Source organism: Caballeronia sp. SL1002, assembly GCF_057814995.1.
On the sequence record NZ_JBYMUW010000001.1, the window covers coordinates 35,024 to 60,170 of the forward strand.

Annotated in this window: 18 protein-coding genes and 2 pseudogenes; 4 read left to right on the forward strand and 16 right to left on the reverse strand. The window is 58.7% G+C overall.

Going from position 1 to position 25,147, the window contains the following annotated elements:
* The first annotated feature begins 143 nt into the window (after window positions 1-143).
* Window positions 144-1,055 carry a LysR family transcriptional regulator gene (locus AC3D25_RS00195; protein WP_488886524.1) on the forward strand — a complete coding sequence of 304 codons (912 nt, stop codon included), beginning with the start codon at window positions 144-146 and terminating at the stop codon, window positions 1,053-1,055.
* Window positions 1,056-1,286: 231 nt separating this feature from the next.
* Window positions 1,287-2,709, forward strand: a pseudogene (locus tag AC3D25_RS00200) (IS1182 family transposase).
* A 208-nt stretch (window positions 2,710-2,917) separates the two neighbouring features.
* On the opposite strand, the gene AC3D25_RS00205 reads toward AC3D25_RS00200, so the two are convergent.
* From AC3D25_RS00205 to AC3D25_RS00225, 5 genes are all read right to left on the reverse strand, one after another.
* A complete protein-coding gene (locus AC3D25_RS00205) occupies window positions 2,918-3,259 on the reverse strand; it encodes a hypothetical protein (protein ID WP_488886525.1) in 342 nt (113 codons plus the stop codon).
* A gap of 948 nt (window positions 3,260-4,207) precedes the next feature.
* Complete coding sequence (locus AC3D25_RS00210) at window positions 4,208-4,978, reverse strand: alpha/beta hydrolase (RefSeq protein WP_488886526.1); 771 nt, start codon at window positions 4,976-4,978, stop codon at window positions 4,208-4,210.
* A gap of 63 nt (window positions 4,979-5,041) precedes the next feature.
* Complete coding sequence (locus AC3D25_RS00215) at window positions 5,042-6,157, reverse strand: alkene reductase (RefSeq protein WP_488886527.1); 1,116 nt, start codon at window positions 6,155-6,157, stop codon at window positions 5,042-5,044.
* A gap of 60 nt (window positions 6,158-6,217) precedes the next feature.
* A complete protein-coding gene (locus tag AC3D25_RS00220) occupies window positions 6,218-7,621 on the reverse strand; it encodes an NAD-dependent succinate-semialdehyde dehydrogenase (protein ID WP_488886528.1) in 1,404 nt (467 codons plus the stop codon).
* A 169-nt stretch (window positions 7,622-7,790) separates the two neighbouring features.
* Window positions 7,791-8,693 (reverse strand): LysR family transcriptional regulator, encoded by a 903-nt coding sequence (locus AC3D25_RS00225; RefSeq protein WP_488886529.1) that lies wholly within the window; start codon window positions 8,691-8,693, stop codon window positions 7,791-7,793.
* A 127-nt stretch (window positions 8,694-8,820) separates the two neighbouring features.
* On the opposite strand from AC3D25_RS00225, the gene AC3D25_RS00230 reads away from it, so the two are divergent.
* Complete coding sequence (locus AC3D25_RS00230; protein WP_488886530.1) at window positions 8,821-10,338, forward strand: amidase; 1,518 nt, start codon at window positions 8,821-8,823, stop codon at window positions 10,336-10,338.
* 121 nt (window positions 10,339-10,459) lie between these two features.
* On the opposite strand, the gene AC3D25_RS00235 is transcribed toward AC3D25_RS00230, so the two are convergent.
* The 11 genes and pseudogenes from AC3D25_RS00235 to AC3D25_RS00285 all read right to left on the reverse strand — a co-directional run bounded on the left by AC3D25_RS00235 (window position 10,460) and on the right by AC3D25_RS00285 (window position 24,407).
* Window positions 10,460-11,269: a helix-turn-helix transcriptional regulator gene (locus tag AC3D25_RS00235; RefSeq protein ID WP_488886531.1), complete on the reverse strand. Its 810-nt coding sequence runs from the start codon at window positions 11,267-11,269 to the stop codon at window positions 10,460-10,462.
* A gap of 320 nt (window positions 11,270-11,589) precedes the next feature.
* A complete protein-coding gene (gene katG, locus AC3D25_RS00240; RefSeq protein ID WP_488886532.1) occupies window positions 11,590-13,851 on the reverse strand; it encodes a catalase/peroxidase HPI in 2,262 nt (753 codons plus the stop codon).
* Between the two features lie 228 nt (window positions 13,852-14,079).
* Entirely contained in the window at window positions 14,080-14,478 is a 399-nt protein-coding gene (locus AC3D25_RS00245; protein ID WP_488886974.1) for a BON domain-containing protein, read from the reverse strand.
* A gap of 81 nt (window positions 14,479-14,559) precedes the next feature.
* Window positions 14,560-14,910 (reverse strand): DUF3331 domain-containing protein, encoded by a 351-nt coding sequence (locus tag AC3D25_RS00250; RefSeq protein WP_488886533.1) that lies wholly within the window; start codon window positions 14,908-14,910, stop codon window positions 14,560-14,562.
* Window positions 14,911-15,053: 143 nt separating this feature from the next.
* Window positions 15,054-15,875, reverse strand: coding sequence for an alpha/beta fold hydrolase (locus AC3D25_RS00255; protein ID WP_488886975.1), 822 nt, complete (start codon window positions 15,873-15,875; stop codon window positions 15,054-15,056).
* A 668-nt stretch (window positions 15,876-16,543) separates the two neighbouring features.
* Window positions 16,544-16,816, reverse strand: coding sequence for a DUF1330 domain-containing protein (locus AC3D25_RS00260; protein WP_488886534.1), 273 nt, complete (start codon window positions 16,814-16,816; stop codon window positions 16,544-16,546).
* A 36-nt stretch (window positions 16,817-16,852) separates the two neighbouring features.
* Window positions 16,853-17,539 carry a type 1 glutamine amidotransferase domain-containing protein gene (locus AC3D25_RS00265; protein WP_488886535.1) on the reverse strand — a complete coding sequence of 229 codons (687 nt, stop codon included), beginning with the start codon at window positions 17,537-17,539 and terminating at the stop codon, window positions 16,853-16,855.
* Between the two features lie 2,011 nt (window positions 17,540-19,550).
* Complete coding sequence (locus AC3D25_RS00270; protein WP_488886536.1) at window positions 19,551-21,281, reverse strand: ATP-binding protein; 1,731 nt, start codon at window positions 21,279-21,281, stop codon at window positions 19,551-19,553.
* A gap of 463 nt (window positions 21,282-21,744) precedes the next feature.
* Window positions 21,745-22,668 carry an AraC family transcriptional regulator gene (locus AC3D25_RS00275; protein WP_488886537.1) on the reverse strand — a complete coding sequence of 308 codons (924 nt, stop codon included), beginning with the start codon at window positions 22,666-22,668 and terminating at the stop codon, window positions 21,745-21,747.
* Window positions 22,669-23,162: 494 nt separating this feature from the next.
* Window positions 23,163-23,639 (reverse strand): annotated as a pseudogene (locus AC3D25_RS00280) (oxidoreductase); the annotation flags it as partial.
* A 72-nt stretch (window positions 23,640-23,711) separates the two neighbouring features.
* Window positions 23,712-24,407, reverse strand: a complete 696-nt coding sequence (locus AC3D25_RS00285; RefSeq protein ID WP_488886538.1) for a winged helix-turn-helix transcriptional regulator — start codon at window positions 24,405-24,407, stop codon at window positions 23,712-23,714.
* On the opposite strand from AC3D25_RS00285, the gene AC3D25_RS00290 reads away from it, so the two are divergent.
* Window positions 24,289-25,134 (forward strand): alpha/beta fold hydrolase, encoded by an 846-nt coding sequence (locus AC3D25_RS00290; RefSeq protein ID WP_488886976.1) that lies wholly within the window; start codon window positions 24,289-24,291, stop codon window positions 25,132-25,134. The two genes, AC3D25_RS00285 and AC3D25_RS00290, sit on opposite strands and share 119 nt — an antisense overlap.
* Window positions 25,135-25,147 lie beyond the last annotated feature (13 nt).

The following is a 25,147-nucleotide window of genomic DNA, read 5'->3' on the forward strand; positions in this document are numbered from 1 at the left end:
TCGAAGATAACGCCAACCCTTACGGTGCCTAGGAGCTGGTCTCATTTCCTTGTCTGCGTAAGCAGTGAACACACTTTATTAGCTTGTTTACAAGAGATAAATGGGGTACAAATCATTTCATTTATTACATCGCGGAACAAATTATGGCCACCGTCGACTCGATCCAGCTCGGCAGCATCGAGCAATTTTGTAAGGCCGCGGAGTTGGGCAGCTTTACAGGTGCGGCTGAGGTTTTTGGCGTAACTCCGGCGGCGATCAGTCGATCAATTAGTCGGCTCGAACAGCGTCTTGGTGTGCGCCTGTTTTCGCGGACAACGCGCAGCGTCAAGGTCACAAATGAAGGAGAACTTTATTGGAAGGAGTGCCAGATAGCGCTCGAGCAAATTGCTGAGGCCGGGCGCGCGATCACCGGCGCACAGACAGTGCCAACCGGGCTGCTGCGCATCAGCGTCAGTGCCGCTTACGGGACATATCGCTTGCTGCCTTTGATGCCCAGGTTCACTGAGACCTACCCACAGATCGACATTGAGATAAGTATTTCGGACAAGATCATCGATTTTGTTGAGGAAGGCTTTGACCTTGCCATTCGATTAGGTATTCAGCGTGATTCTCGACTCGTGGCATATAAGCTGGAGGATGCGTCTTTAGGGGTGTTCAGTACACCGTATTATCTAAAGAAAAATGGCGCTCCGGTATCACTCAATGACCTTGAGAAACACGACTGCATTCAATACGTGTCCCCTAATAGTGGGCGACCGATGCAATGGTTGTTTACTGATGAAAAAGGGGCTGAGATTGAACAACCAATAAAGAGCCGAATGCGGGTACTCAATGATGCGCTAGGGTGCGTCGCCTGGGTCAATGCAAGCGGCGGCCTTTACCAGACCTACCGTTTCGCGGCGGCCGAAGCTTTAAAGCGTGGCGATCTCGTGGAAGTCCTTCAGAAATATGGTGGGCGCTCCCGACCGTTCTCCATCCTCTATCCACAGAATCGCCACTTATCAGCCAAAGTGCGTGCGTTTGTCGACTTTTTACGGTCAGCCGTAAGCACGTAGTCAGCGCCGCAACGACAGTCCCTGCAGGATCTTCCAAAATTTATCGTTCCGTGGACGCCTCGGGTACGACTCGCCAGTATCAACTACGCGTGATAGGCCGCTTTTAGCGGCGGAGCCGACTCATGAGCCTCAATGTGAGCACCTAAACGGACGTCCGCAGATGGCCCAGACTGCGTCAAAACACCTATTCGAATCGCCAAAATATCTCGTGCGATGACGGAGGTAAGCGAGATGAAGCCGTACGTTCAAGGCGACGATCGTACGCGAAGCTTTCTTCTTCCCGAAGCGCTCGACGAATACGTGACGGGCACGCCCCGTCCGCGTAGTCGATGTCTTTGTAGATGAACTGGATCTTCAGAACCTCGAGTTCAAAGGCGTCGAACCAGCACTTACCGGCCGGCGTTCACATCATCCGGAGGTGATGCTTAAGATCTAAGTCTACCGATACCTGAACCGTATTCAATCCAGTCGTCGGCTTGAGCGCGAGGACCAACGCAATATTGAATTGATGTGGCTCACCGGCCGCTTGGCACCGGACTTCAATACCGTTGCGCGTTTCCGAAAGACAACGGCAAAGCGATCCGCAGCGGCTGCCTTCAGTTCGTCATGCTGTGCCAACGCCTGGACCTGTTCTCCGAAGCGTCAGTTGCGATAGACGGGAGCAAGTTTAAGGCAGTGAACCTCGCGACCGCAACTTCACGAGCGCAAGACTAGAACGGCGAATGCAGACATCGAGGCAAGCATCAGCCGTTATCTTGTGCAAATGGACACCGCCGATCGCCAGGAGCCGACGATCGCGAAGGCGAAGACAGAACGGCTGCAATACAAGATTGCGGCTTTCAAGGAGCAGATGAAAATCCTCAAGCAAGTCGAAATTCAACTCGACGCAGTGCCGGACAAGCAAGTGCTTACGGGCCGGGACGCGCGCTCGATGAAGACACGGGGGACAGGCGTCGTCGGCTACAACGTCCAGGTAGCGGTCGATGCAAAGCACCATCTGATTGTCGCGCACGAGGTCACCAACATCGGCATTGACCGTGACCGACTCACGTCGATGGCCAAGTTGGCGCGTACGGAGATGGGTGTCGATAGACTCACGGCAGTCGCAGACAAACGCTGCTACAAGAGCGAGGAGATACTCCCATGCTACGTGGCAGGCTTCTCGGCGTTTGTTCCCAAGACGAACACCTCGAGCGCGACGTTCGACGGCCGTTTCGGCAAAAAAGATTTTGTCTATGACGCTGAGAAGAACGAGTATCGATGTCCGGCAGGCGAGCGTCTCATATGGCGCTGCAGGACAACTGAGCGTGCCCTGAAGTTAGATCGCTACTGGCGCTCGCGATGCCAACAGTGCTCATTGAAAGATAAGTGCACTCCGAGCACCGAGCGTCGCGTAACGCGCTGGGAACACGAAGGATTGCTCGAAGAGATGCAGGCTCGGCTTGATCTTGCTCCGGACATGATGCGTACCCGACGACAGACCGTCGAGCACCCCTTCGGCACGACCAAGGCCTGGATGGGAGCGACTCATTTCCTGACGCGCACTATCGAGCGGGTGAGCACGGAGATGAGCTTGCACGTGCTCACCTACAACATGAAGCGCGTGATCAAGCCGTTCGGTTCAGAAACAGTTACGAAGGCGCTGCGGGCGTGAAGCCCGCACGCGGCGCACGGATCCTCGCACTAGTTCGGCTCTGATGTGAGGTTAGTGGTACCGCAATCGACGGGCCGAGATTGGTTTTTAGGAAGGGTGCCGTCAAATCCCCAGCGGCTAGGCGTTTTGACACGGTCTGGGCCGGCAGTCGCCGCGCACGATAACCGCAATACCGATCTTCACTTTCGAAAAGCAAACCGGGTCCAGTTCACTCCGATATTCCTGTTTGCTTTCTGGGATGAGCCGCTGCAAACACCCGCAGGAGTTGCAGATCATTGGCTTCGGCAAGCCTGAAGGTATCCACCGCGGAGACGTCAAACATACGCCGCCCCGTCGAGAAGGGCCCATGGCGCAACGCCATACCGACCAAGCCATCGACGGCTAACAGAACAGAAATGGTGTTCATTCCCGTGCGCCGCTGGGCTTCGTCGAGGTGCATCCATACTGCCGTTATGAATACGTGGCCCAGCCCGGGCGTCAGTTTGCGTTCGCCGAGTGGGAGAACCGGAAAGCGCAGCAGCCACGGTGAGGCGGCACTGAGCGGCAGCAACGAGGACCCGCCCGATTGCACGGCTTGACTCTACGAAGCTGCAGTGTTGCACGGCATATGTTGGTGTTTATGATTCCTGCTAGCGATTGTTCATAGGGCGCTAGCGTGATCATTAACGACGCCAACGTGCCTCGCAAACGCTTCGCACTTCATTTCGAACACCGCGCGTACCCTTGAAGCAACGACATCACATCAAATAAAAAGGGCGCTTCACAGCGTTGGAACGGTGCCGGACACTATCATGCGCGCGGTTCCGGAGTACGCCTTGATACACGTATTAAAGTCTTCTCCGGCATCCAAAAAAACGGGTGCTGCGCCAGCAGCGCATACAACCTCGCTCGAAACCGGCTGTCGATTATTGCAAGCGTTGATCGGATGGCGCCTGCCATGAGATCCGATATGCCGGACCGCAACGGCCACGCTCGCAGGCTTGCTGACACGGTTTCATCACGATTGTTGGACTATCGCAACAGGCATCGCATCGCGCCGATTGTGCCCTAACCCTTTCGCAGCAAGGCATTTGACGCCTTACCCGCCAGCTTCCCGGTGAACACCGCTAGCGGCGAATTGAACACCGACACCTGACGACCGACTATTCCTAAGAGTTCCGTGCGCTCGCCGTCACTGTTCGTGATTACGGGTTCGCTTTTTAGCAAGGGCACCAGCGGGTCGCATGGGTCTGTTGCGTGCAGAACGCATATAACTCAACGTACGGTCGTAATCGCTTACTTCGCCGTTCGTCGTCGGATACGGCCCGCGCGACCGCTGGCAATGTTGCCGACGGCCGCCGGTTGCTGAGCAGCAGCGGGGACGTCCGGCTCCCCGCTTTATCCTGTACGAGAACCAGCGCTGGCGACGAGCCCGATGCACGCGATCTGCCTACTGCCGCACGACGCGCTGCCAGTCACGTATATGCAACAAGCCACGGGCTAATGCAAATCGAAGCGCTCAACGACCGCCGCTCGCCGCAGCCGCCTGCTCGATTGCCTTCGCAATCTCTTCGGGATGTGAAAGAAACGCGACATGGCTCGAATTAACTTCGGTCACTTTACTGCCGGCGCGCTTTGCCATCCACCGCTCAAGGTCTGGATTGATGGTCCGATCGGACGCCGCGACGACCGCCCAACTCGGCTTCGATTTCCAAGCAGCCTGCATGACAGGCGCCGTGAACGAGCCGACGGCGGGCATCACCTGGGAAGAGGCCATAAATGCGGCCTCTGGCTCAGGGACGTCGGCGGCAAAGTCGGCATGGAACCGCGAGGGATCGATGTACAGATGACCGTCGTCCGTCTCCTTGATGCTCTTGATCGCGGCAGGCATTTTGGTGGTCAGGTCCTTCAGGCTCTCACCGGCATCGGGTTCAAAGGCGGCGATGTATACGAGGCCCAAGACGCGCGCATCGTTGCCGGCTTCGGTGATGACCGCTCCGCCATAGCTGTGTCCGACGAGAATGCTCGGGCCGTCCTGCGCATCGACCGCACGTGTGGTCGCCGCGACGTCGTCCTTGAATGAAGTTTCAGGTTCCTGCACCACCGACACCTTGTAGCCGTCGCGGACAAGAATGTTCGATACGCCCTGCCAGCCGGAACCGTCAGCAAAGAATCCGTGGACCAGGACAACGTTCGTGACGGGGGCAGCGGTGGCGATCTGTGCGGAAAGCGCTGCCACGCCGAACGCGATGGCAGTGGCGAAACGGCGAACTCGGCTGGTCGTTTTCATGAAAGGCTCCGGTCGTTTAGCAAGAAAGTTTTGGGGTGCTGGATTGGTGGATCACGCGATAAATCACGCGTCGGCAACAGGTCCGCGGTGCATCTCGGGCCAGTCGGAATAGCCCGTCGAATCTCCGCCGTACCAGTATTCTTTTGGCGCCTCAGCGAGCGGACCACCGACTCGCAGCCGTTCAACCAGATCGGGATTGGCGATGAATGGCCGCCCGACGCTGAAGAGATCAGCGTCACCTGCAGCGAGCGTTTCCTCAGCGAGCCTCAGCGTGTACTGGTTATTGGCGATGTACGCGCCGTTGAACTGTCCGCGCAGCGCAGTGAAGCTCACGCCGCTGTCGGTGTCGCGAGCCAGTTGCGTTACGCCTTCAATGTCGTGGATGTACAGCAGCCCGAGTTGCGACAACGCGCGTACATAAGCCCCGAAGGTAGCCATTGGGTCGCTGTCGAGAGGCGTTTCGCCTGGCGCTGTCGTCGCGGGCGAGATCCGAATGCCAACGCGATCGCTTGGCCAGACTTCAAGTACCGCCTTGACCACCGCGAGGGGGAAGCGCAACCGGTTTTCAATAGAGCCGCCGTACTCGTCATTGCGCTGGTTCGTGCTATCGCGGACGAACTGTTCGAGCAGATAGTTATTGGCCGAATGGATCTCGACTCCGTCGAATCCTGCGCGCTTCGCATTGACGGCAGCATGGCGATAATCGTCGACGATGGCAGCGATCTCTTCGGTCCGAAGCGCGCGCGGCGTGACGAATTCCTTCATACCGTCGTGAACGCGGATCTGGCCTCGTGGCTTGATCGCCGAGGGCGCGACCGGAACCGCGCCATCCTGCATGTCAGGGTGCGAGATTCGCCCCGTGTGCCACAACTGCAGAAAGATCTTCCCGTCACGGCGATGAACTGCCTCGGTGACGCGCGTCCAGGCCGCCACCTGCTCGTCCGTCCAGATGCCAGGGGTGCGAGGATAGCCACGGGCCTGCACAGAAATATTGGTCGCTTCGGTAATGATGAGGCCGGCGCCTGCACGTTGCGCGTAGTAGTTGGCTGCGTAGCCGGGCGGCACACCCGCATCGTCGGCGCGACTGCGTGTCATCGGCGCCATGACGATGCGGTTCTTCAGTTGCAGACTGCCGATCGTGACGGGTTTAAGTACGGGGCTAACGGAAACAGCATTCATGATTTGCCATCCTGACTATGTAATGATTAATTCAATGTCTTGTATTGCCATCGCGTCGAATCAGTCGACCGTTTTGGCCCAGACCGCCTGAGCGTTGGTAAACTCGCGCAAACCGAAGTGCGACAGTTCCCGACCAAATCCGCTCTTCTTTACTCCGCCGACAGGAATGCGCGGGTTCGAAGCAGAGAAGCCGTTAATGAAGACGCCACCCGTTTCGAGCCGGCGGGCGATACGCTGCGCGCGCGCTACGTCGCTGGTCCACAGACTGCCACCCAGACCGTAGTCGCTCGTGTTGGCGAGCTCGATAGCATGCTCGACGCTCTCGGCCACGGTGATCGCGGCGACCGGGCCAAATGTCTCTTCATCGAAAGCGGCCATCCCTGGCGCTACATTCACGAGCACAGTCGGTTCATAGTAGTTACCTACGCCCGCGACCCTGTTGCCACCGAGCAGCAACGTTGCACCCGCTCCAATGGTGCGTTCCACCTGAGCATGCAATTCGTCGCGCAAGTCGGCGCGCGCCATGGGTCCGATGGTGCTGGCTGGATCCCGAGGATCGCCCGCCACAACCTTGCGCGCCGCCTCGACGAACTTGCTTATGAACTCTTCCGCGACAGGCTGCTCGACGATGAACCGCTTTGCTGCGAGACATACCTGCCCCGCGTTCTGGAAGCGCGCCTCGATCGCCGCCTTGACCGCGAGGTCGATGTTCGCGTCGGCCAGCACGATGAAGGCGTCGGCGCCACCGAGTTCCAGCAGCGTCTTCTTGAGCGCCTTGCCTGCCGTCGATGCCACTGCCGAGCCCGCCCGCATGCTGCCCGTCAGGGTGACGGCGGCCACGCGCGGATCTTCGATCACATGAGCAACCGTTTCGTTATCGGCATTGAGATTCGTGAACAATCCGACCGGAAAGCCGGCAGCTTCGTACGCGTCTTGCAACGCATACGCCGACCCCATCACATTGGCCGCGTGTTTCAGGATGAACCCGTTGCCCGACAGCATGATCGGACCCGAGGCGCGGATGACCTGCCACAGCGGAAAATTCCACGGCATGACGGCGAGAATTGAGCCGATCGGCAGATAGGAAACATAGACTTCGTCATCGCCTTTGACCGGCGCAGCCTCGTCAGCCAGGAATGCAGGGCCGTTCACCGCGATCCAGTCGATCGCTGCGGCGCATTTCTCGACCTCCGCGCGTGCGGCGCTCAACGTCTTGCCCATCTCCGCAGTAATCAGCGATGCCAATCCTTCCGACCGCTCCCGCAGCGTGATCGCCAGACGGCGGTAGGTGGCGACGCGCTCAGTCATCGGCGTTGCACGCCAGAGGCGAAACGCTGCCGCATTGTTCTCAAGCATGCTCTCCACGTCGTCTGCCGACTGAAAGGCATAATGGGCGATGAACTCGCCGGTGGCGGGATTACGCGACGTTGCGCCAATCGTAAGGGGGCTGCTGAGATTCGACATGGTTGCCTCGGTAACGTTAAGGACAGTGGGTACATTGCTGCACTGACGTCACTTTAAGCGTGCTGATCCGGTTCAAGAAGGCGTCTTGTCATCCTATGAGTGGGAGTCACTGGTAGGGGCCTGGAAGCCCAGCTCGATTCGTTGTCCCATGCAGAGCAAGCTATGACGGTCACGGGTGAAACCGTAGCTGACTCTTCAGATAAGCAAGAAACGCCTTCACTTTCGGCGACGGCACGCGCTCCTTCGGGAACAGCGCATTGAGATCCTGCTGCGGACCAATCCAGTCCGGCAACACTTTGCGCAACCGTCCCGCTGCGACTTCCGGAGCCATGCTTGCGTCCATGGCCAGCAACACGCCGTTGCCGGCCCGAGCAGCGTCAAGAAGCAGCACCGGATCACTGGCGACAATCACCGGATCAATCGCAAACTGCTTTGCCTTGCGTCCGGCCATGCGCAATGGCCATGCGTAGCCGCTATCGGTGCGCGCCTGATGCAGCGCAAGCGCCGCGTGACGGTGCAGATCGTCTGAACTTTCAGGCGCGCCGTGCTTGTCGATGTAGGCGGGACTCGCGTAGATCGACGTCGAGAAGCTGCCGAGCCGCTGCGCCACCAGGCTTGAATCAGGAAGCGCGCCGAGGCGCAGGGCCATATCGACGTCTTCGCCTATCAGATCAAGCGGCACATGCGTTGCGATGATATCGACGCGCATTTCGGGGTAGCGCGTGCAAAAGCCAGCGATCAACGGCGCAATCCACGTCGCGCCGAACGAATACGGCAGCGTCACGCGCAGCCACCCTCCCGGCGTCCCACGAATCTGCTGAACGGCGTTTTCGGCATCGTCGAGCTGTGTGGCGATTGCGTTGCATCGCTCGAAATAGGTCGCCCCAGCTTCCGTCAGCCGCAGCTTTCGAGTCGTTCTGTGTAACAAGGTCGCGCCAAGGTGCGCCTCCAGCTCGCGAACGCGCCGACTTACCGTCGTCTTCGGGATCTGCAAGGCCTTCGCCGCTGCGGTGAAGCTGCCGTCCTGCACAACGCGAACGAAGACGAGTGTGTCGTTGAGATCTCTAATCATGGTAGCGCGGGGCCGCTAGAGAAGTAGCATCGCATTGTCCCATTAGTGGCCCAATCCTTGCCACGCTGCCTGACTAATCACATGACGCCCTCTGCCCTATCGTTTCCTCCAACGACACGGAGGGAAAATGAAACTTGGCGAATACACGGAATACGATGGGATTGGACTGGCCGAACTGGTCGCTAACGGCGAGGTCACTTCAACCGAACTTGCCGACCTCGCGCTTCAGGCCAACGAAGTCGTCAATCCGGACATCAACGCGGTCATCGAAAGCTGGCCGGCGTCCCAAAGCGGCAACGTGAGTGCTTCGGGCGGCCCGCTTGCCGGCGTGCCGTTCCTCATCAAGGACCTTGCGGTCAGCATGCAAGGCAAGAAGCACGAGTTGGGCAGCCGACTCGCGAAAGGCGTCGTCGCGACCGAGGATTCATGGTTGATGTCGCGCTTTCGCGCAGCGGGGCTCGTCACGATAGGACGCAGTGCGACGCCGGAAATGGCATTCAGCACGACCACCGAGTCCACGCTGCAAGGTGCGACCCGTAACCCCTGGCTGCCGTCGTTGAGCGCCGGCGGCTCCAGCGGCGGCGCCGCCGCAGCGGTCGCAGCGGGCGTGGTTCCGCTTGCCCACGCTACCGATGCAGCGGGTTCCATTCGTGTGCCCGCCGCTTACAACGGCCTGTTCGGGCTCAAACCTACGCGCGGTCGCAGCTCGAACGGTCCCTCGTTCGATGAGATATTCGCCGGGTTCGGCGTGCAGTTGGGCGTCAGCCGCAGCGTGCGGGACAGCGCCGCACTGCTCGACGCGGTTCAGGGCCACGCCGCTGGTGAGCCCTACGTGACCGCGGCACCGGCGCGAAGCTTTCTGTCGGAAGTCAGCCGTGAACCCGGGAAGCTGAAAATCGGCTTGATGCTTGATCCATGGAACGGCGAGCGTATCAATCCGGTTATCTCGGCCGCAACGTTATCGACAGCGCGTCTTCTCGAAGCACTCGGGCATACCGTCGTTGAAATCGATCCACCGCTTGGTGTTTCGTGGGACGCTTTCGTGCAGATGAACGCGACGATATGGACGGCCACGCTCGTCGGGTGGATAGAGGGTCTTGCGGCTGCGACCGGCCGCCCGATCGACAGCACGACGCTCGAGCCGGCAACCCTGGCCTGTTTCCGACATGGCAAGGAAGAGAAAGCATCTGTGTTCGGCGCGTCCCTGGCGATGCGGAATACGGTTACCCGTTCAATCGCGAGGTGGTTCGAGGACGTTGACCTGTTGCTCACGCCGACCCTGCCGCAGATGCCGCCAGCTATCGGCGCCTACGGGGCTGGCGTCGAATCGATGAGCGGTCTCGAATGGACGCAGCGGGTCTTTCAGCATTCACCTTTCACGCCGCCCTTCAACGTCTCCGGCGTCCCGGCCATGTCTGTTCCGCTTGAAGTGAGCCCCACAACCGGTTTGCCGATCGGCATGCAGTTCGCAGCAGGATTCGGGCGAGAAGACACGCTGCTGAGGCTGGCCGGACAACTCGAGCAGGCCCGTCCATGGGCTAATCGGCGGCCGATGCTGTGGGCGGGGCAACGCGCCGAAGTAAGACGGATGCCGAGCGCATGGAAGACGCATGTTGACGACGCAATAGGGTCGACCCAACCTTGACTTATTGTTCCGCTACAGGACCGGTTGTCCCGGACGGCGATGTCGGATCGACACAAGCTCATATTGATTGTGTAGATCCGCTGCCGCCAACCGTGCCCATCGGCGCCGACTCTCATTGACCCTACGCATCGGAATTGCCTGCCCCCGCAAGTCGCGGAAGGTAAGTCACCAGTGAGAGGTCTGGCCTGCCCGTCGGTGTCAGTGCAACGTATGTAAATTCAATGTGGCCGCCTGAAGGATGCCGGAGCCGTTTGTCGCCCTCGTCGAAACCTTTTACGTTGGTGTCCTGCCACCAGTCACGGAATTCAGGGCTTAGCTCCGTAAGCTCGTTCACCAGCTTGTCAAACGGAGCCTTGTCCGGAGCCTGGGCGCGCGCGGCGCGAAAAGCCGAAATCATGCCCCGGGTCATCTGTTCCCAGTCGAGAATGAGCGTGCGGTACGGCTTGTAAAGGAATAGCAGACGCAACGTGTTTCGTTCGTGCGGTTCGAGCGATCCATAGTCGACGAACAGATCGCAGATCGCGTCGTTCCATGCAAGGATGTCGAGGCGCGAATTGCGAACGTATGCCGGGACATTGATTGACCGTACCAGCAGTTCCAGCCCCTCGCTGACGCCGCTTCCGGTCGCGACCTGCGAGAGCTCCCGAGCGGAAAGCGCGAACAGGTGCGCAGATTCGACTGCATCGAGCTTGAATACGGCCGACAGTCTGCGCAGCGCGTCAGCCGACGGTTGGATGTCGCGGCCCTGCTCGAGCCATGTGTACCAGCTCACGCTGACTCCGGCGAGCATGGCGACTTCTTCACGTCGCAGACCGGATGTGCGGCGCCCGCCTTGGGGCAGATTGAAGTCGGCAGGCTGCAAGCGCCCGCGGCGGCTCGACAGGAAAGAGCCGAGCTCACGGCGTTGTTCGGGAGAGGGTCGTCTGGACATTTTTGAGTCGGTATTGGTTGATTGTCAGGCGGCGAAACACAGCGTGCTTCGACCCCAGCCCATGGTAGCCGCCATTGGACGGAGTGATCGAATCAGATCGGCGGGACGTGCGTCTTGTAAACTCGCCGCGCTCGGCCCTGCCACTGTCAAGACTATGCAGTTAGGCTGAAGTGTTGGGCTCAGCGCAGCGGCCGCTGTCCCCTGGAGGATCGACCGCATACGTGGCACAAGACGCGCGGCGCGCCTGACTCCATCGAACGCGCGCGATCGGTTGCTCCTGCGGCGACTCGCCAGCGACAGGCCGGCGAGTCCGTCGAAAATTAGCTTGCTCGCAAATCAAAGCGGTCGAGGTTCATGACTTTCGTCCACGCGGCGACGAAATCGTGCACGAGCTTTTTCTTACCGTCCTCGCTTGCATACACTTCGCTAAGCGCTCGCAGCACGGAGTGCGACCCAAACACCAAGTCCACCCGTGTGGCGATCCATCTCGGTTTGCCGGTGGCGCGGTCAGTACCGACAAATTCGTCGCCCGCGGTCGACACTGGCTTCCACTGCGTGTCCATGCCGAGCAGATTTACGAAGAAATCGTTACTCAACACGCCCGGACGGTCAGTGAATACACCGTGTGCCTCCATGTCAGTCGATATACCCAGCACCCGCAAGCCACCGATCAAAGCTGTCATTTGCGGCGCAGTGAGTGTCAGCAGTTGCGCCTTGTCGATCAGCAGAGCCTCAGCGTGCACCCGCACGCCGCGCTTTCTGTAATTGCGGAATGCGTCCGCGATGGGCTCCAGGGCGTTGAACGAGTCGACGTCAGTCTGTGTCTGCGACGCATCCGCGCGGCCCGCGGCGAACGGAACCGACACCGTGTATCCGGCCATTTTCGCGGCATCCTCGACGCCAACGCCTCCCGCCAGGACGATCAGGTCTGCAAGCGATACCTTCCTGCCATCATTCCGCGAGCCGTTGAAGCTGCGTTGAATGCCCTCCAGCGTGTCCAATACGCGCTTCAGCTGTTGTGGCCGATTCACTTCCCAATCCTTCTGGGGCGCGAGACGGATGCGTGCGCCGTTGGCACCGCCACGCTTGTCCGACCCCCGGAACGTCGAGGCCGAAGCCCACGCCGTTGACACAAGCTCGGTCACGGAAAGCCCCGATCCGGCAATCTCCTGCTTGAGCGCGGCAATGTCCGCGCCGTTCAGTAACGGATGTTCGACCAGCGGAATCGGGTCTTGCCAGTCAAATTCCTCGGTGGGCACTTCAGGACCGAGGTATCGTGCGCGAGGGCCCATGTCGCGATGTGTCAGCTTGTACCAGGCACGAGCGAACGCATCGGCGAACTGATCGGGATGCTGCGCAAAACGGCGCGAGATCCTTTCGTATTCCGGGTCGTAACGCAGCGAGAGGTCCGTGGTCAACATGCTGGGACGGACCTTCTTCTCTGAATCATGCGCGTGCGGAATTGTCTCAGCAGCGTCTTTCGCTACCCACTGGTGCGCCCCGGCCGGGCTCTTGGTCAGCTCCCATTCGTAGCCGAACAGGTTCTCAAAGAAGCCCATTCCCCATTGAGTGGGCGTGCTGGTCCACGTGACTTCGAGTCCGCTGGTAATGGTGTCGCCGCCCTTACCAGTGCCAAACGTGCTTTGCCATCCGAGGCCTTGATTTTCAAGGCCAGCCGCCTCCGGCTCCGATCCCATGTTGTCGGCGGGGCCCGCGCCGTGGGTCTTGCCAAAGGTGTGGCCACCCGCGATCAAAGCAACCGTTTCTTCGTCGTTCATCGCCATGCGGGCGAACGTCTCACGAATGTCGTGCGCGGCCGCAAGTGGATCGGGATTGCCGTCGGGGCCTTCAGGGTTCACATAAATGAGGCCCATCTGCACTGCCGCGAGCGGGTTTTCAAGATTGCGGCCCGCGTCCGTGCGGCTTTGCTCGACTCCGTGTAACTCTTCATCGGCGACGATCACGCCTTCCCCGCCGTCTTCCGCCGCCTTTCCATAGCGGACAAAGCCGCCTAACCACGTCTTTTCGTTGCCCCAATACACGTCCTGATCGGGTTCCCATGTATCCTCCCGGCCACCGGCGAAACCCAGGGTTTTGAAGCCCATGCTTTCGAGTGCGACGTTGCCCGCGAGGACAAGCAGATCGGCCCACGAGATCTTCTGGCCATACTTCTGCTTGACTGGCCACAGGAGTCGACGCGCCTTGTCGAGGCCGACGTTGTCGGGCCAGCTGTTGAGAGGCGCAAAACGCTGCTGCCCTCGTCCGGCGCCGCCGCGTCCGTCACCGGTACGGTAAGTGCCGGCGCTATGCCAGGCCATGCGAACGAAAAGCGGACCGTAGTGACCGAAGTCCGCAGGCCACCACTCCTTCGAGTCAGTCATGGCAGCGGCCATGTCCTTTTTGAGCGCAGCAAGGTCAAGCGTATTGAATGCTTGCGCATAGTCGAATTGCGAATCGAGCGGGTTCGACTTACTGGAGTGCTGGCTTAGCAGGTCGAGTCTCAGCGCTTTCGGCCACCAGTCGCGATTGGCGGTGCCGCCGCCGGCCGCGTGATTGAATGGGCACCTCGAGGTATCAGACATCAGGTTGGTCCTGTTTCTTTAAGCTGTTTTCGGTGCTCGCTCTTGCTGTCCCAACACACGTTGCCGGGCTTGCAAGGGAGATAAAGATTGGGAAAAGGCTTTCGCACTGCATCGAACCCCGCGGGACGTTGGCAGCAGTTGCGCCAGCAATACCCCGTGACACCGGCAGTGCGGTTTCCACGTCTCCGACCGAGGCCGAGCGGCGCCGCCAGGAAGGTGGATGCCGCTTTAGTGTCCTTCGCTTCCGAGGATCAACCGGTTTGAGACCTCTGTCACACCCGGAACTTGCCGCGCCCGCTGTTGCGCCAGGTCGATCTGCGATACCTCGGGCACCGTTCCCGCCAACGTTACCGTCCCAGACTTCGCCAGGACAGACACGTGCGCCGTGTCAATATCACCTGCCTTCACCAGCGACTTCCGCACGCTCGCGGCAAGATGGCGGTTCTCGACGCGCATTGCCTTTTTTTGCGCTGCGCGCTGCGCCTTTGCAGGGTCTTTCTGCGGCGCCAGATAAGGCTGAACAGGCGGCAGATATGCGATATCCGCCTCGTCGGCCAATGCAACCCCAGCGCCACTGACCAGCACGAGAAGCGCCACGCGGGCGACGCGCGGGAACGCTGCTTTCATTTTTTTCAAGTGAATCTCCTGATTTGTTGGCAGACGTCATGTCCACCGCCATTCAAATTTCTTTCAGCTCTCTGTGGAAGACTAAATGCGCTCGCTTTCGTCAGCGCACTCAGCGTGCTCGAATGCGGCTTCACTCGCCAGAATCATTGCGTGACCGTTTGCGAAGGTGTGACGGCGCGCTCGCGGCTTATAAACCATGTCACCCCGCCGGATGATTTCACCGCCCAAAGCACAGACACCACGAGCGCGTGCCCTGCAGCGTATCCATGTCTGATCGCTATAGTGGCAGCGGGTCGCATCCTGCCAGAGGACAATGATCGTGTTGGCGCTCAGGCGCTCCAGTACGCGGATCCGCGCGTGTTGCGAGGACGCATCTTTCTCTTCCGCTTCTTCGCGAAATATCTGCCCGGAAACTCCCAACAGATTTCGCATGACGTGGTCCCAGATGGTCGATGACGCTTGTACGTGGATCGTGTCCAACAGCAGGCCGCTACCGTGCAAAATGGTCCTCCGAAAGAGAGAAAAACTTCGCGCATCCAGCTAACTCTGGCGGCGCGGAAGAACTGCAGCGTAATCTAGCTCTGCAGGAATTCGAGCAAGTCGGCGTTGACCTTGTCGGCAAGCGTGGTACACATGCCGTGCGGTGCGCCGGCATAGACCTTCAACGTCGCGTTCTTAATGAGCTTGGCCGACAGCCGAGCCGAGCCGTCGATGGGCACGATCTGGTCGTCGTCGCCGTGAAGAATCAGTGCGGGCACATCGATCTTCATCAGGTCGGCGGTGTAATCCACCTCGGAAAACTGCTTGATGCATTCGTACTGGCCTTTGATTGAGCCGAGCATACCTTCGCGCCAGAACTCGTCGATGTTGCCTTGCGAGACTTTCGCGTCCGGACGGTTGTAGCCATAGAAAGGCACCGCGAGGTCTCTGTAGAACTGCGAGCGATTCGCCGCCACGCTCGCGCGAATGCCGTCGAACACTGACATCGGCAACCCATTCGGATGAGCCTCTGTCTTGACCATGATAGGCGGCACGGCGCCAATCAGCACCGCCTTCGAGACCCGCGAACTGCCGTGGCGGCTAATGTAGTGAGCGACTTCGCCCCCGCCTGTCGAGTGGCCGACGAGCGTGGCTTCCGTCAGATCCAGAGCGTTGATCACGGAGGCCAGGTCGTCCGCGTAAGTGTCCATATCATTGCCGTGCGACGGCTGGTCCGAGCGGCCGTGGCCGCGCCGGTCGTGGGCGATGACGCGGTAACCCTTCTGCACGAGAAACAGCATTTGAGGATCCCACGCGTCGGCGTCGAGCGGCCAGCCATGCGAGAACACGACAGGCTTGCCGGCGCCCCAGTCCTTGAAGAAAATCCGCGTACCGTCTTTCATGGTGACCGTGTTCATGGTGTGCCGCTCTCCGTGCCGTGATTGAGATGAGTTGCCCGCGTGGCTGCTGCCGCTACCGGCCGCTGCTGCGATCGCGACGCCAGGCGCCGCGATCGCAGCAGCGGCCGCGCTTGCGGCAGCGGTGAGTAGCTGGCGGCGATTTCCCGATTGCGCTGTCGTCGGCGTTTTCAATGAGTGAGCCAAAAGTTTTCTCCGTGCTTGTGAAATTGTTGCGCATGCGTGGAAAGCATGGCGCCACATCGCCCGTATCCCCCGCATGCCTTCGTTCCGAACGTTGCGGACGCGAATATCAAATTTCTTGATTGCTGTTAAGGACGGCTTCGTGATGCGAATCCCTCGTACAATCGCAAAAGACAGCACGATTCCTCCGGTCAGTGATTCGGATCACTAAAATTCTGAACCAGCTCATTCGTTGCGCTTGCAATACCAGTTCTGTCAGTTGTCTGCTTATTGCGGCGGGAAAGTCAATGCTATCTCGTGCAGTGAGGCATCCAGATTTTTCCGGTTATCGCGAGTTTCCATGACTTGGTCGGGGTTTTTGGACCTGGCTCCGACGGTGCCGCACGGCGGCGAGCGTTGCGTGAACGATTCGAATCTCCATGTAGTAAAAAGGTTGGGCGAAAAGGATCGCTATGAGCCACCTTCTCAGATACGCCATTGAAATCCTAGCCGGATGCGCCAGAGGCTTCATTGTTACCCGCCACGAGGAAAACACGTGATACGCTGCCTTTGAGTCTGTGAGGCAGTCCGGCCTGATATTCGTCGCTGGCGTACCAAGGCCTAGCGGCCGTCATAGTCGGAAAGAGCAGAATCGCTGCACCCTCGGCCGACGTCCCTTCGAGCGCTTCGTGCCCGCCATAGAAGGCGATAGGAGTCACTGCACGCACGTGTCGCGCGAAGCGCGCCAATTCGTCGATATCGGGCGAGAGACGTCGCATTAAGCGTCTGTTCGCGCACGATGACGACGTACGCCGTCATTTCCCGGCTCCCAAGGCGTCGATCAGGGTACGTGCGGTTGCAGGAGACGATCCTGGATTCTGCCCAGTGATAAGCAAACCGTCCTCGACGACATAGGAACCCCAATCTGGACCGCGCGAATACACGCCGCCCTGCGCCTTCAGTTCGTCTTCGACAAGAAACGGCACGATGGCTGTGAGACCAACCGCCTCCTCTTCGGTGTTGGCGAAGCCGGTAACGCGTCTACCCTCCACCAGCGGGCGGCCATCACTGGTTTTCACGTGGCGAAGGACGCCCGGTGCGTGACAAACTAGGGCAACCGGCTTGCCAGAAGCCAAGAAGGACTGAATCAGCGCGATGGACGTCGCATCCTCGGCTAGATCCCATAAGGGCCCGTGGCCGCCCGGGTAGAACACTGTGTCAAAGTCCGCCTCTTCTATGTCCGCCAGACGCTGCGTGTTGGACAACGCCGCCATCGCCTCTTCATCGGACTCAAAGCGGCGCGTATCGTCAGTCTGGTTGGCGGGCTCGTTGCTTTTTGGATCGAGCGGCGGCAGCCCACCGTTCGGCGACGCCAGTGTGATTTGCGCGCCCACTTTCTTGAATGTGTAGTAGGGCGCAGCGAGTTCCTCTAGCCAGAAGCCGGTCTGTCGGCCGGTGTCACCGAGTTTGCCGTGAGAAGTCAGCACCATTAATACTTTCATGAGAAACCCCTAAAAATTGCCCGTCAATATCGGCTCATTGCAACAAAGCGTTGATCCGTAACCCGGACGATGATCCCGGATCCTTCGCCATGCATTCACCATCTTTCCCGACCTGTGAGATTGAGCGGAGAGCGGTTATGCGACGCAGCGCCTCTCACCGGCATTCAGGGCCGTCCGAAGCAGAAGTACATGACAGAGTTGACTCTAGCGGAGGACACCGCTTTCAAGAAGTTAATTGTGGTAAAGCGCTTTTCGATGAATCGGCCTCGCGATTATTGAATCACGCATTGACGCGCTTAGCAGAAGGTTGACGCGCCAGCCTGAACGGGAGATATAGGCGGGGCAAATCGCGATTCGGCGGTAGTGCCGGCGAAAGGATGTCAAGTCAGTCTCAATGCGTCTCAATCCTTGCCGTATCCGGGGTTGCAGCGGAAAATGCAAGGTAGCCGAGTTCAGTCCGACAGTAGTCGACGCGCACATTATGCGAAAACTTAAGCGGATCCGCGCTCTGGCGCGCCGCGTGTCCTGAATATCAGATAGTCGGTGCAGAGGAGATCAAGAGGCCACCGCAGTTGGCAAGGTGCTGCTTGCATGGGCAGATGAAGGATTCTTTTCCATGTGTCTGTCGCTGGGCCGACATCGGCCTCGGCAGTCCGCAAGCTCCGGCAAAGGTACTGCTGGCCGCCGCTGACATCTTGCGCTCGTCCTTATAATCGCCGAGGCGTTTGCGTCGGGCCTTTCTCGGCCAGTCAGCGCAGCCGGAGACTATGCAAGGCCAATCCCTGTTTAATGCCGCAAGTGTGTAGACGATTAACTACTGCTCTGTGGTGGCGTTGCGCGAGCGAGCCATTCGATCGACCATTCGTCGTTACGAGACGGGTCATCGCTAACACCGACAAAAAGATCACGTCTGAACCACCTTCGAACAGTCTCAGAAATAAAGACGCGCTTTCCCGCCTGAACGCTCGATAACAACTCCTGATTCTTAATGGATTTGCCCACTTCAGCTTAAGCTTGCCCGTAGGGGAACTAGCTCGGCAAGCGACCTGATTCCGGGCGGCGCCGCAATAACATCAGGAACGCGGTTCACCATGCAGGCTGCCGAGCCATGCAGGCCATTGGCACGGTCAACGCGGATTTTCGCTGACGGCTTCCCATCGATCGGCCACATCACAGCCTGGCTCAGTCGGGCATACCGACCGCAGGGCCGTGTACAGAGCTTCGCTCGCTGACGCATCGCAGCGTGACCGACGCGGAAGTAGCAAAGGAGCGCATGATGCGCGCGTACGGCGTTGAAATCCGGGAGAAATCTTAGATTCCGGTCCCGGTGAATCAACCGGTATGGTGTCGTACCCTGAACCGGTTTCTGGCTCCTGGTTCCTCCATCGGAATGCGGATCATGGCGTCGGTCGAGACGACAGAAGGACTGTGAGACCGCCGACTACGCAACGTTGGGTGCGGATGTCGCGGTAGTCGTTCAGACAGACAGGCTGAGCTCTCACGGCTCGGAGTGCTATTTTCCGCAGGCGTCCGAGCGGGAACTGGCCGACCCAGATCCACACCTTGGCCAGGCGAAGCGGTGTCACGGATAGCCTGGGCTCTCGCCGCTGCCTACAGCGAGCGCGCACATCGAATCGCGCTCCTGGAAGACGGAGAGTCCGAGAACAAATTTGCGGAGCGGGTCGTCAGCACGCCTGGTCAACTAGGAGAGCATTACAAAGGCATTCCAGCACATGTGATGCACCCGCTTGGCTTTACCATTACGAACATGAGCGTGAACGATGACACAAGGCCTTCTTCAAGTCCTGCGACCTGTACCGGATCCTTACCATCATGGGGCCTGCCAGGTTCACCTCCGCGACGATAGTCTGCTGGGTGAACGCACAGCCGGTTGAGGTAGCGGGTGGAATCCGTATCCGATGCCAGTTTGCATGGCGTCGATGCGCTGCTTTAATGCGCCCCTGCTGATCCGCCGCGTTCCATTTACGATTGAACGGAAGACAGCCCAGGTCTAGGCTTCGTCACGCACCATTGGCCCGGCCTGAATCAAATCGGTACGGTCCGCTCGGAATTGCAGCGCGCGCCGTAGGGGCGTCAGGTGCGGGCCAAGCTGTGGCTTCTCATCCCAAAGCCTGACGGCAGCTTCCGTCAGCGCCAACACTAGCCCGGCATCAGTATCGCTGGCGGCGGCCCACTCGATAGCCTCGAAAAGATCCTCGGTCCTGCTGACATATCGGCAACGCCAGGCTTCCGGCTTGCTCCAGCGCCAATCCTCCCGAGCCTGTTGCATGACTTCAAAGATCGATCTTGCGTGTAGCGTGCGAGCGCGTCGACACTCCTCGGGCGCTTCCTTCAGACGCGCTCGCGCAAAGAAACGCTCTGCCGCCAGGAGGCGATAGGTGACAGATCTGCCAGTCATCTCGACCCATATCAGCGACTTGGCGATGAGATTGCTAAGCGCCATGAATGTTTGATGCGGATCCCATCCCAGCGGACGGGTCATGGCTACCGCGTCCCCGATGTCAAAACTGCCACAGAAAACTGACAACAGTTTGAACAGTTCGGCCTCCTCCGAGGACAAACGGCCATATCCGAAATCCGTTTTGACAGACATCAGGCATTGAGGATCATCTGGCTCCCCCGGCTGCGGACCATACAGCACACGCCTGGTGACGATATCTAGAATCTTGACAAAAGAAAATTGCGGCAACAAGGTAGACAGGGCGCTCATCATGGAGCGGGGCCTACCGTCCGTAATCTGCGTCAGGCCGATGACTGCCGGGAGATCGTCGTCCGTCAATTCGTAGCCAGCCAGCTCGCGAGCGCGTTCAGCAAGCATAAGCACGGCGGGAAACTGAAGTGCCGCCATTCTGGGAGGCGTGGCGCTTTCGGTTTTGCTGGGATAAGCAAGCGGCCCGATCCGGTGAACACATTCACCCGGCACCCGAAGAGGCTCAAGACTGATCGCGAGAATCGTTGACCGGCTTTCCGAAGCAATGAAGCGGGAAACGAATAGCCGCAACGAAACCGTCACGCGTTCGCAATGGTCCAGAATTAATAGCATTCCCCGATGCTGCAGATAGTCGAGGAGCGGGGCGGTCATGTCGGGCGATGTTGCTTTCAAGCCAAGCATTGCCGCGATGAAGTTCGATGCTTCGCTCAGCTCACCCATCATTGAGAAGTCGACAACACATGAAGCTGAGCCGGACCCTGAGACGACCGATGCGGCCGCCGCTCGTGCGACGGACGCCTTACCTACCCCGACCGGACCGACAAGTGTGATGACTCGCTCTGAGGCGAGCGCCCGGATCACCGCTTGAATCTCGCTGCCACGTCCAACAATCTTCCCTTCAGCCGGAAGACCAGTCTTACCCGGTTCCACCGAGAATTCACAAGGGTCTCGTTCTCTGGTGATGAGAACCGGCGCCACGAAACGGTAGCCACGTCCCGCCACCGTCGCAATGTAAGTAGTTTGAGGTAGGGATTCTCCAAGAGCCCGACGCAGGCTACTGATGTGAACCTTGAGATTCGATTCCTCGACGAAGGTACTTGGCCAGGTATGCGCGATCAACTCTCCTTTTGTGACGAGGTCGCCTGCACGCGACACGAGGAGGTGAAGGATGTCAACCGCACGCGAACCAAGCCGAACCTGCTTCTGACCTTTCAGCAGCATTTGTCGATTGGGCAACAACACGAAAGGCCCAAATACGAATGATCCGTCATCGACAGTCTGCGATTGCATTTCTCTCACCAAGGCAGTGGATCCCAATTGCGCACTTCTGGCGCGGAAGCTGCACGCTCGAATGCGTGCTTCCGGCCGTAGCTAGATCGATTAGTCACCAAGCCGCCATCGAGTTATCCTCCGTCGACGGACGTAGGAAAGCCCCAGTCGATTCGTCGACGGCGAAGACATTCGAACGGCACCAGCCATTCTCAACTTGCGGGTCTCCGTGGGGATTCTGGTCCGAATTGCTGACACTGCCGATGCAGTCGAGGTGCGGCAACCGGCTGGCGGGCTTGCCAGTCAAACCGTCGCAACAAATGAACGCTATTAAACCCTAACAAAAAAAACAGAAGTTTCTATTTTGTGCGCACTTTCCTTCAAAAAGCTGCTCTCAAGTTCGCGATTCACCGCTACATCTGAAGTTGCCAATCCGCGTGGACCGGAGGACGATCGATGCAATAAAGGAAACCTCGAATCAAAATCAGCCTACACGACGCTCCTGCCTGTAGCGCCGCGGCGAGACGCCAACAGCGCTCGCAAAAGCTGTTGCAAATCCCGATGAAGATGAGAACTGGCATCTACGCGCGACGTCGGCGATCGACAGTTCGGGTCGCAAAAGGAGCGACTTCGCATGCTCAACCCGGCGATGCAGTAGGAATTTGTATGGTGAATATCCGGTAGCGTGCTTGAATGCTCGAGAAAAATAAAAAGGACTAAGGCAGGCAACCTCGGCAAGATCGCTAACGCCGATCTCATGTTCGAGGTGTTCCTCGACAAAATCGAGCACGCGTCGAAGCCTAATGTCGTCAACGCCATCGACTGACGGCGTGATTTTTTGGGAACGGAACTGTGCGGTGGAATGCGATCGCAGGAGCTGATAGGTCAGTGTCAATGCGGCGTTCTCGACAAACGCTTTCCCACCCGCACTGGGTGTCTGCATCTCAGCGGCGATCGCCTTGGCCAATTGCTCGACTAACGGATCTGTGAACCCCGCCTTGTACTCGAGGTTTCCCGGTCGAATCTCGGGGTGGCCATCTTCCCGACCGAGACTGACAAACAGCGAGTCGGGCAAATAAATGTGCACGACGTCCGGAACCCGCTCTGCGATCGTCACGAAATCCTCGGCGACGCCTTTGGGGAATAGCCATAACGTGCCCGTCGCCGGGACGACGCGATGACGCTCACCTCCCAGAAAATGATGCACATGTCCCGCCGAATTGCCTTTCAGCGCAAAACTGAGTTCGGTCACTGCAGGCATGACACCGGCGAACTCACCCGCTGGATGTATCCGCCGCTCCGCGTGGATGGCTGTCCAGTCCAGATGGTCAGACGACGAAAATACCTCTGCTGGCGAATACTTGGAGGAAGCCAGTGCCTGGATGGCCGCCTTGTCGATCTGGTCCATGCTTAATTATTTGAAAGACGTTTGTTATACAAAAAGGCTCATGAACAGCTACAGCCGCAACAACCGGCCACCAACGGTCGTAACTGCCGACTTGACTCTCTGCAAAGCGCAACTTCTCCCGGCTCGGCATTTGGCTTTTCGAGGGTAGCCGTAATGGAAGGCCACTGTGCGCCATTGCAAGCCATCGAAATCTCGGCGTTTCAGACCCGATGCGCCGATTCCCTCAACCGCTTCGTCCTGTTTGTCGGCATCTGACGTGATTACTTGATTAACTTCATTTGTGCCACTATCGAGGACGTCACATCAAATTTAGCCTTATCTTCCCACTGGACGTCGTGCGCTGAGCGCTCGACCATGCGACACGCGAATTCCGCTTTCGCCGGTGCAGCGAACAAGAAGCGGCTTATCGAACCGGGGGCACTGAAAAAACAGTAAAAGTCCGCCGCGAAGTCGTTGTGCGCGTCCTTAGGATCGCCGTGAGGTTGGCGCCGGCCACTTCTGCCGTATTCGTCGTTACGATGGTTCGCCCGTGCGGAAATGAACTGGTTGATGAGATACCCGTTGGCCGCATGGATCTCGACACCATCGAAGCCTGCTTCGAGCGCATTCCTCGCGGCCTGGGCATACAAGGTGACAAGCTCCTTGATTTCCGCCACACGAAGTTCTCTCGGAGTGGACGGTTCGATCAGGGTACCGATATCGGGACCGGTGGCGATGAACGCCTTGACCTTTTCGGCGCGAATGGCGGAAGGCGCAACTAGCAGGTCGCCTCCGGGTTGAAGCTCGGTGTGCGAAACGCGTCCAACATGCCACAATTGCGCAAACATCACACCGCCAGCTGCGTGTACGGCGTCGGTGACCTTGCGCCAGCCCGCAATCTGCGCGCTGCCGTAAATCGCCGGCGTCCATGCATAACCCTGCCCTCGACGTTCGATCTGCGTGCCCTCGCTGACGATAAGAACTGCGCCGGCTCAAAGTTTAAGCGTTACCTCGTGTCCGGTTTTCGCGGGGGCCGGCCCATGACTAACCGTGGCGGTCTTCGCTCACAATTGCTCTTTCAGCGTATGTTGATCATAGGCTTTCTGCGCCTGATCAATCTTATGTAGATGCTTGATCGACCATTCATATACTGCTCCGAAGGGAACTTGGAGGGTGCTTCCGAGTTCTGTGATCGCGTATTCCACCGCGACCGGAGATGTAGCAAGCACATTCCGAGCGACGAGACCGTTCCGTTCGAGACGCCTCAAGGCTTGCGTAAGCGCCTTATGCGTGATTCCTTCCAGGCTGCGCTTGATCTCGTTGAAGCGAGTTGGCCTCCTGCTAAGCAGTGTGAGAATCATCACCGTCCACTTGTTTGCCACCTGATCGAAAAACGAGCGTGCAGCGCAATCCGCAAAAAAAACCTCGTCAACCTCGCAAGTCATGTCGGTATCCGCCTGTATATCTGCGCGCCTGAAGGTGCGTAATTGACCGTAGATACCCAATGTATAACATGGAGTCAGGTCAATTGCTTTGAGCTGGGCGTCACGAAGCCCCAGCGAGCCAAGCGTTTGATTAACCCGTAATGAATATGGAAAGCGAATGGAAATGATGAAACAAGAATTGTCTCGGCGCGACGTGCTGAAGGTCGCCGGCGCTGCAGCGATTGCGACCACTCTCGGGAACCATGAAGCCTTCGCTGCAACGAAATCGGTGGCTACACTGTTTGCGACAGAGGTCGGCACCGGAAAGAACGTCATGTTTATCCACGGCTGGACTTGCGATTCGCATGACTGGAGCTGGCAACTGCCGCTCTTCGAAAGCAGGTACCGCGTCGTCGCTGTCGATCTGCGTGGGCACGGCAGATCTCAGCTAATGCCGCCTGGCGCATATAAGCCCGCCGACTACGTTGCGGACATCGAGGCATTCCTCGGAACAAGGTATCCGGGACAGAAATTCACTCTCGTTGGGCATTCGATGGGTGGCCAGATCGCAGCCCGACTTGCCGCGAAGCGCCCCGATCTGGTCAGCGCGGTTGTATCCGTCGATGGCGCGCTCGGTTTTTCCGGCGCCGCCGCCGAACTTTTTGCGAAAACTACGCATGATTTGAATGCGAGCGATCCTGGCATCGTGGTCCCGGCTTTGTTTCAGCTTGTCTATGACCGGATCACCGAGCCGGCATTCAAGCGTTGGCACGCGAGGCGCGTGCAAGGCATGCCAGCGCATGTCGTTCGCGAGTCCTTCGGTCCGCTGTTCTTTGGCAACGATCAGGTCGGCATTGGAGAAGCGAGCGCAACCTTGTGCAAGAGCCTTGCCGTGCCCTTCTATCAGATGTGCCGCGACCCCGAGCAGGCGAACCTCATGCGCTCCTGGTTCTCGCATCCAAAATCGAAGGTGGATGTATGGACCAACACAGGCCATTGGATCATGCAGGATCGCGCGGACGACGTGAACGCGGCGATTACCGCATGGATCGACGCACTATAACCAACGGCCTTTG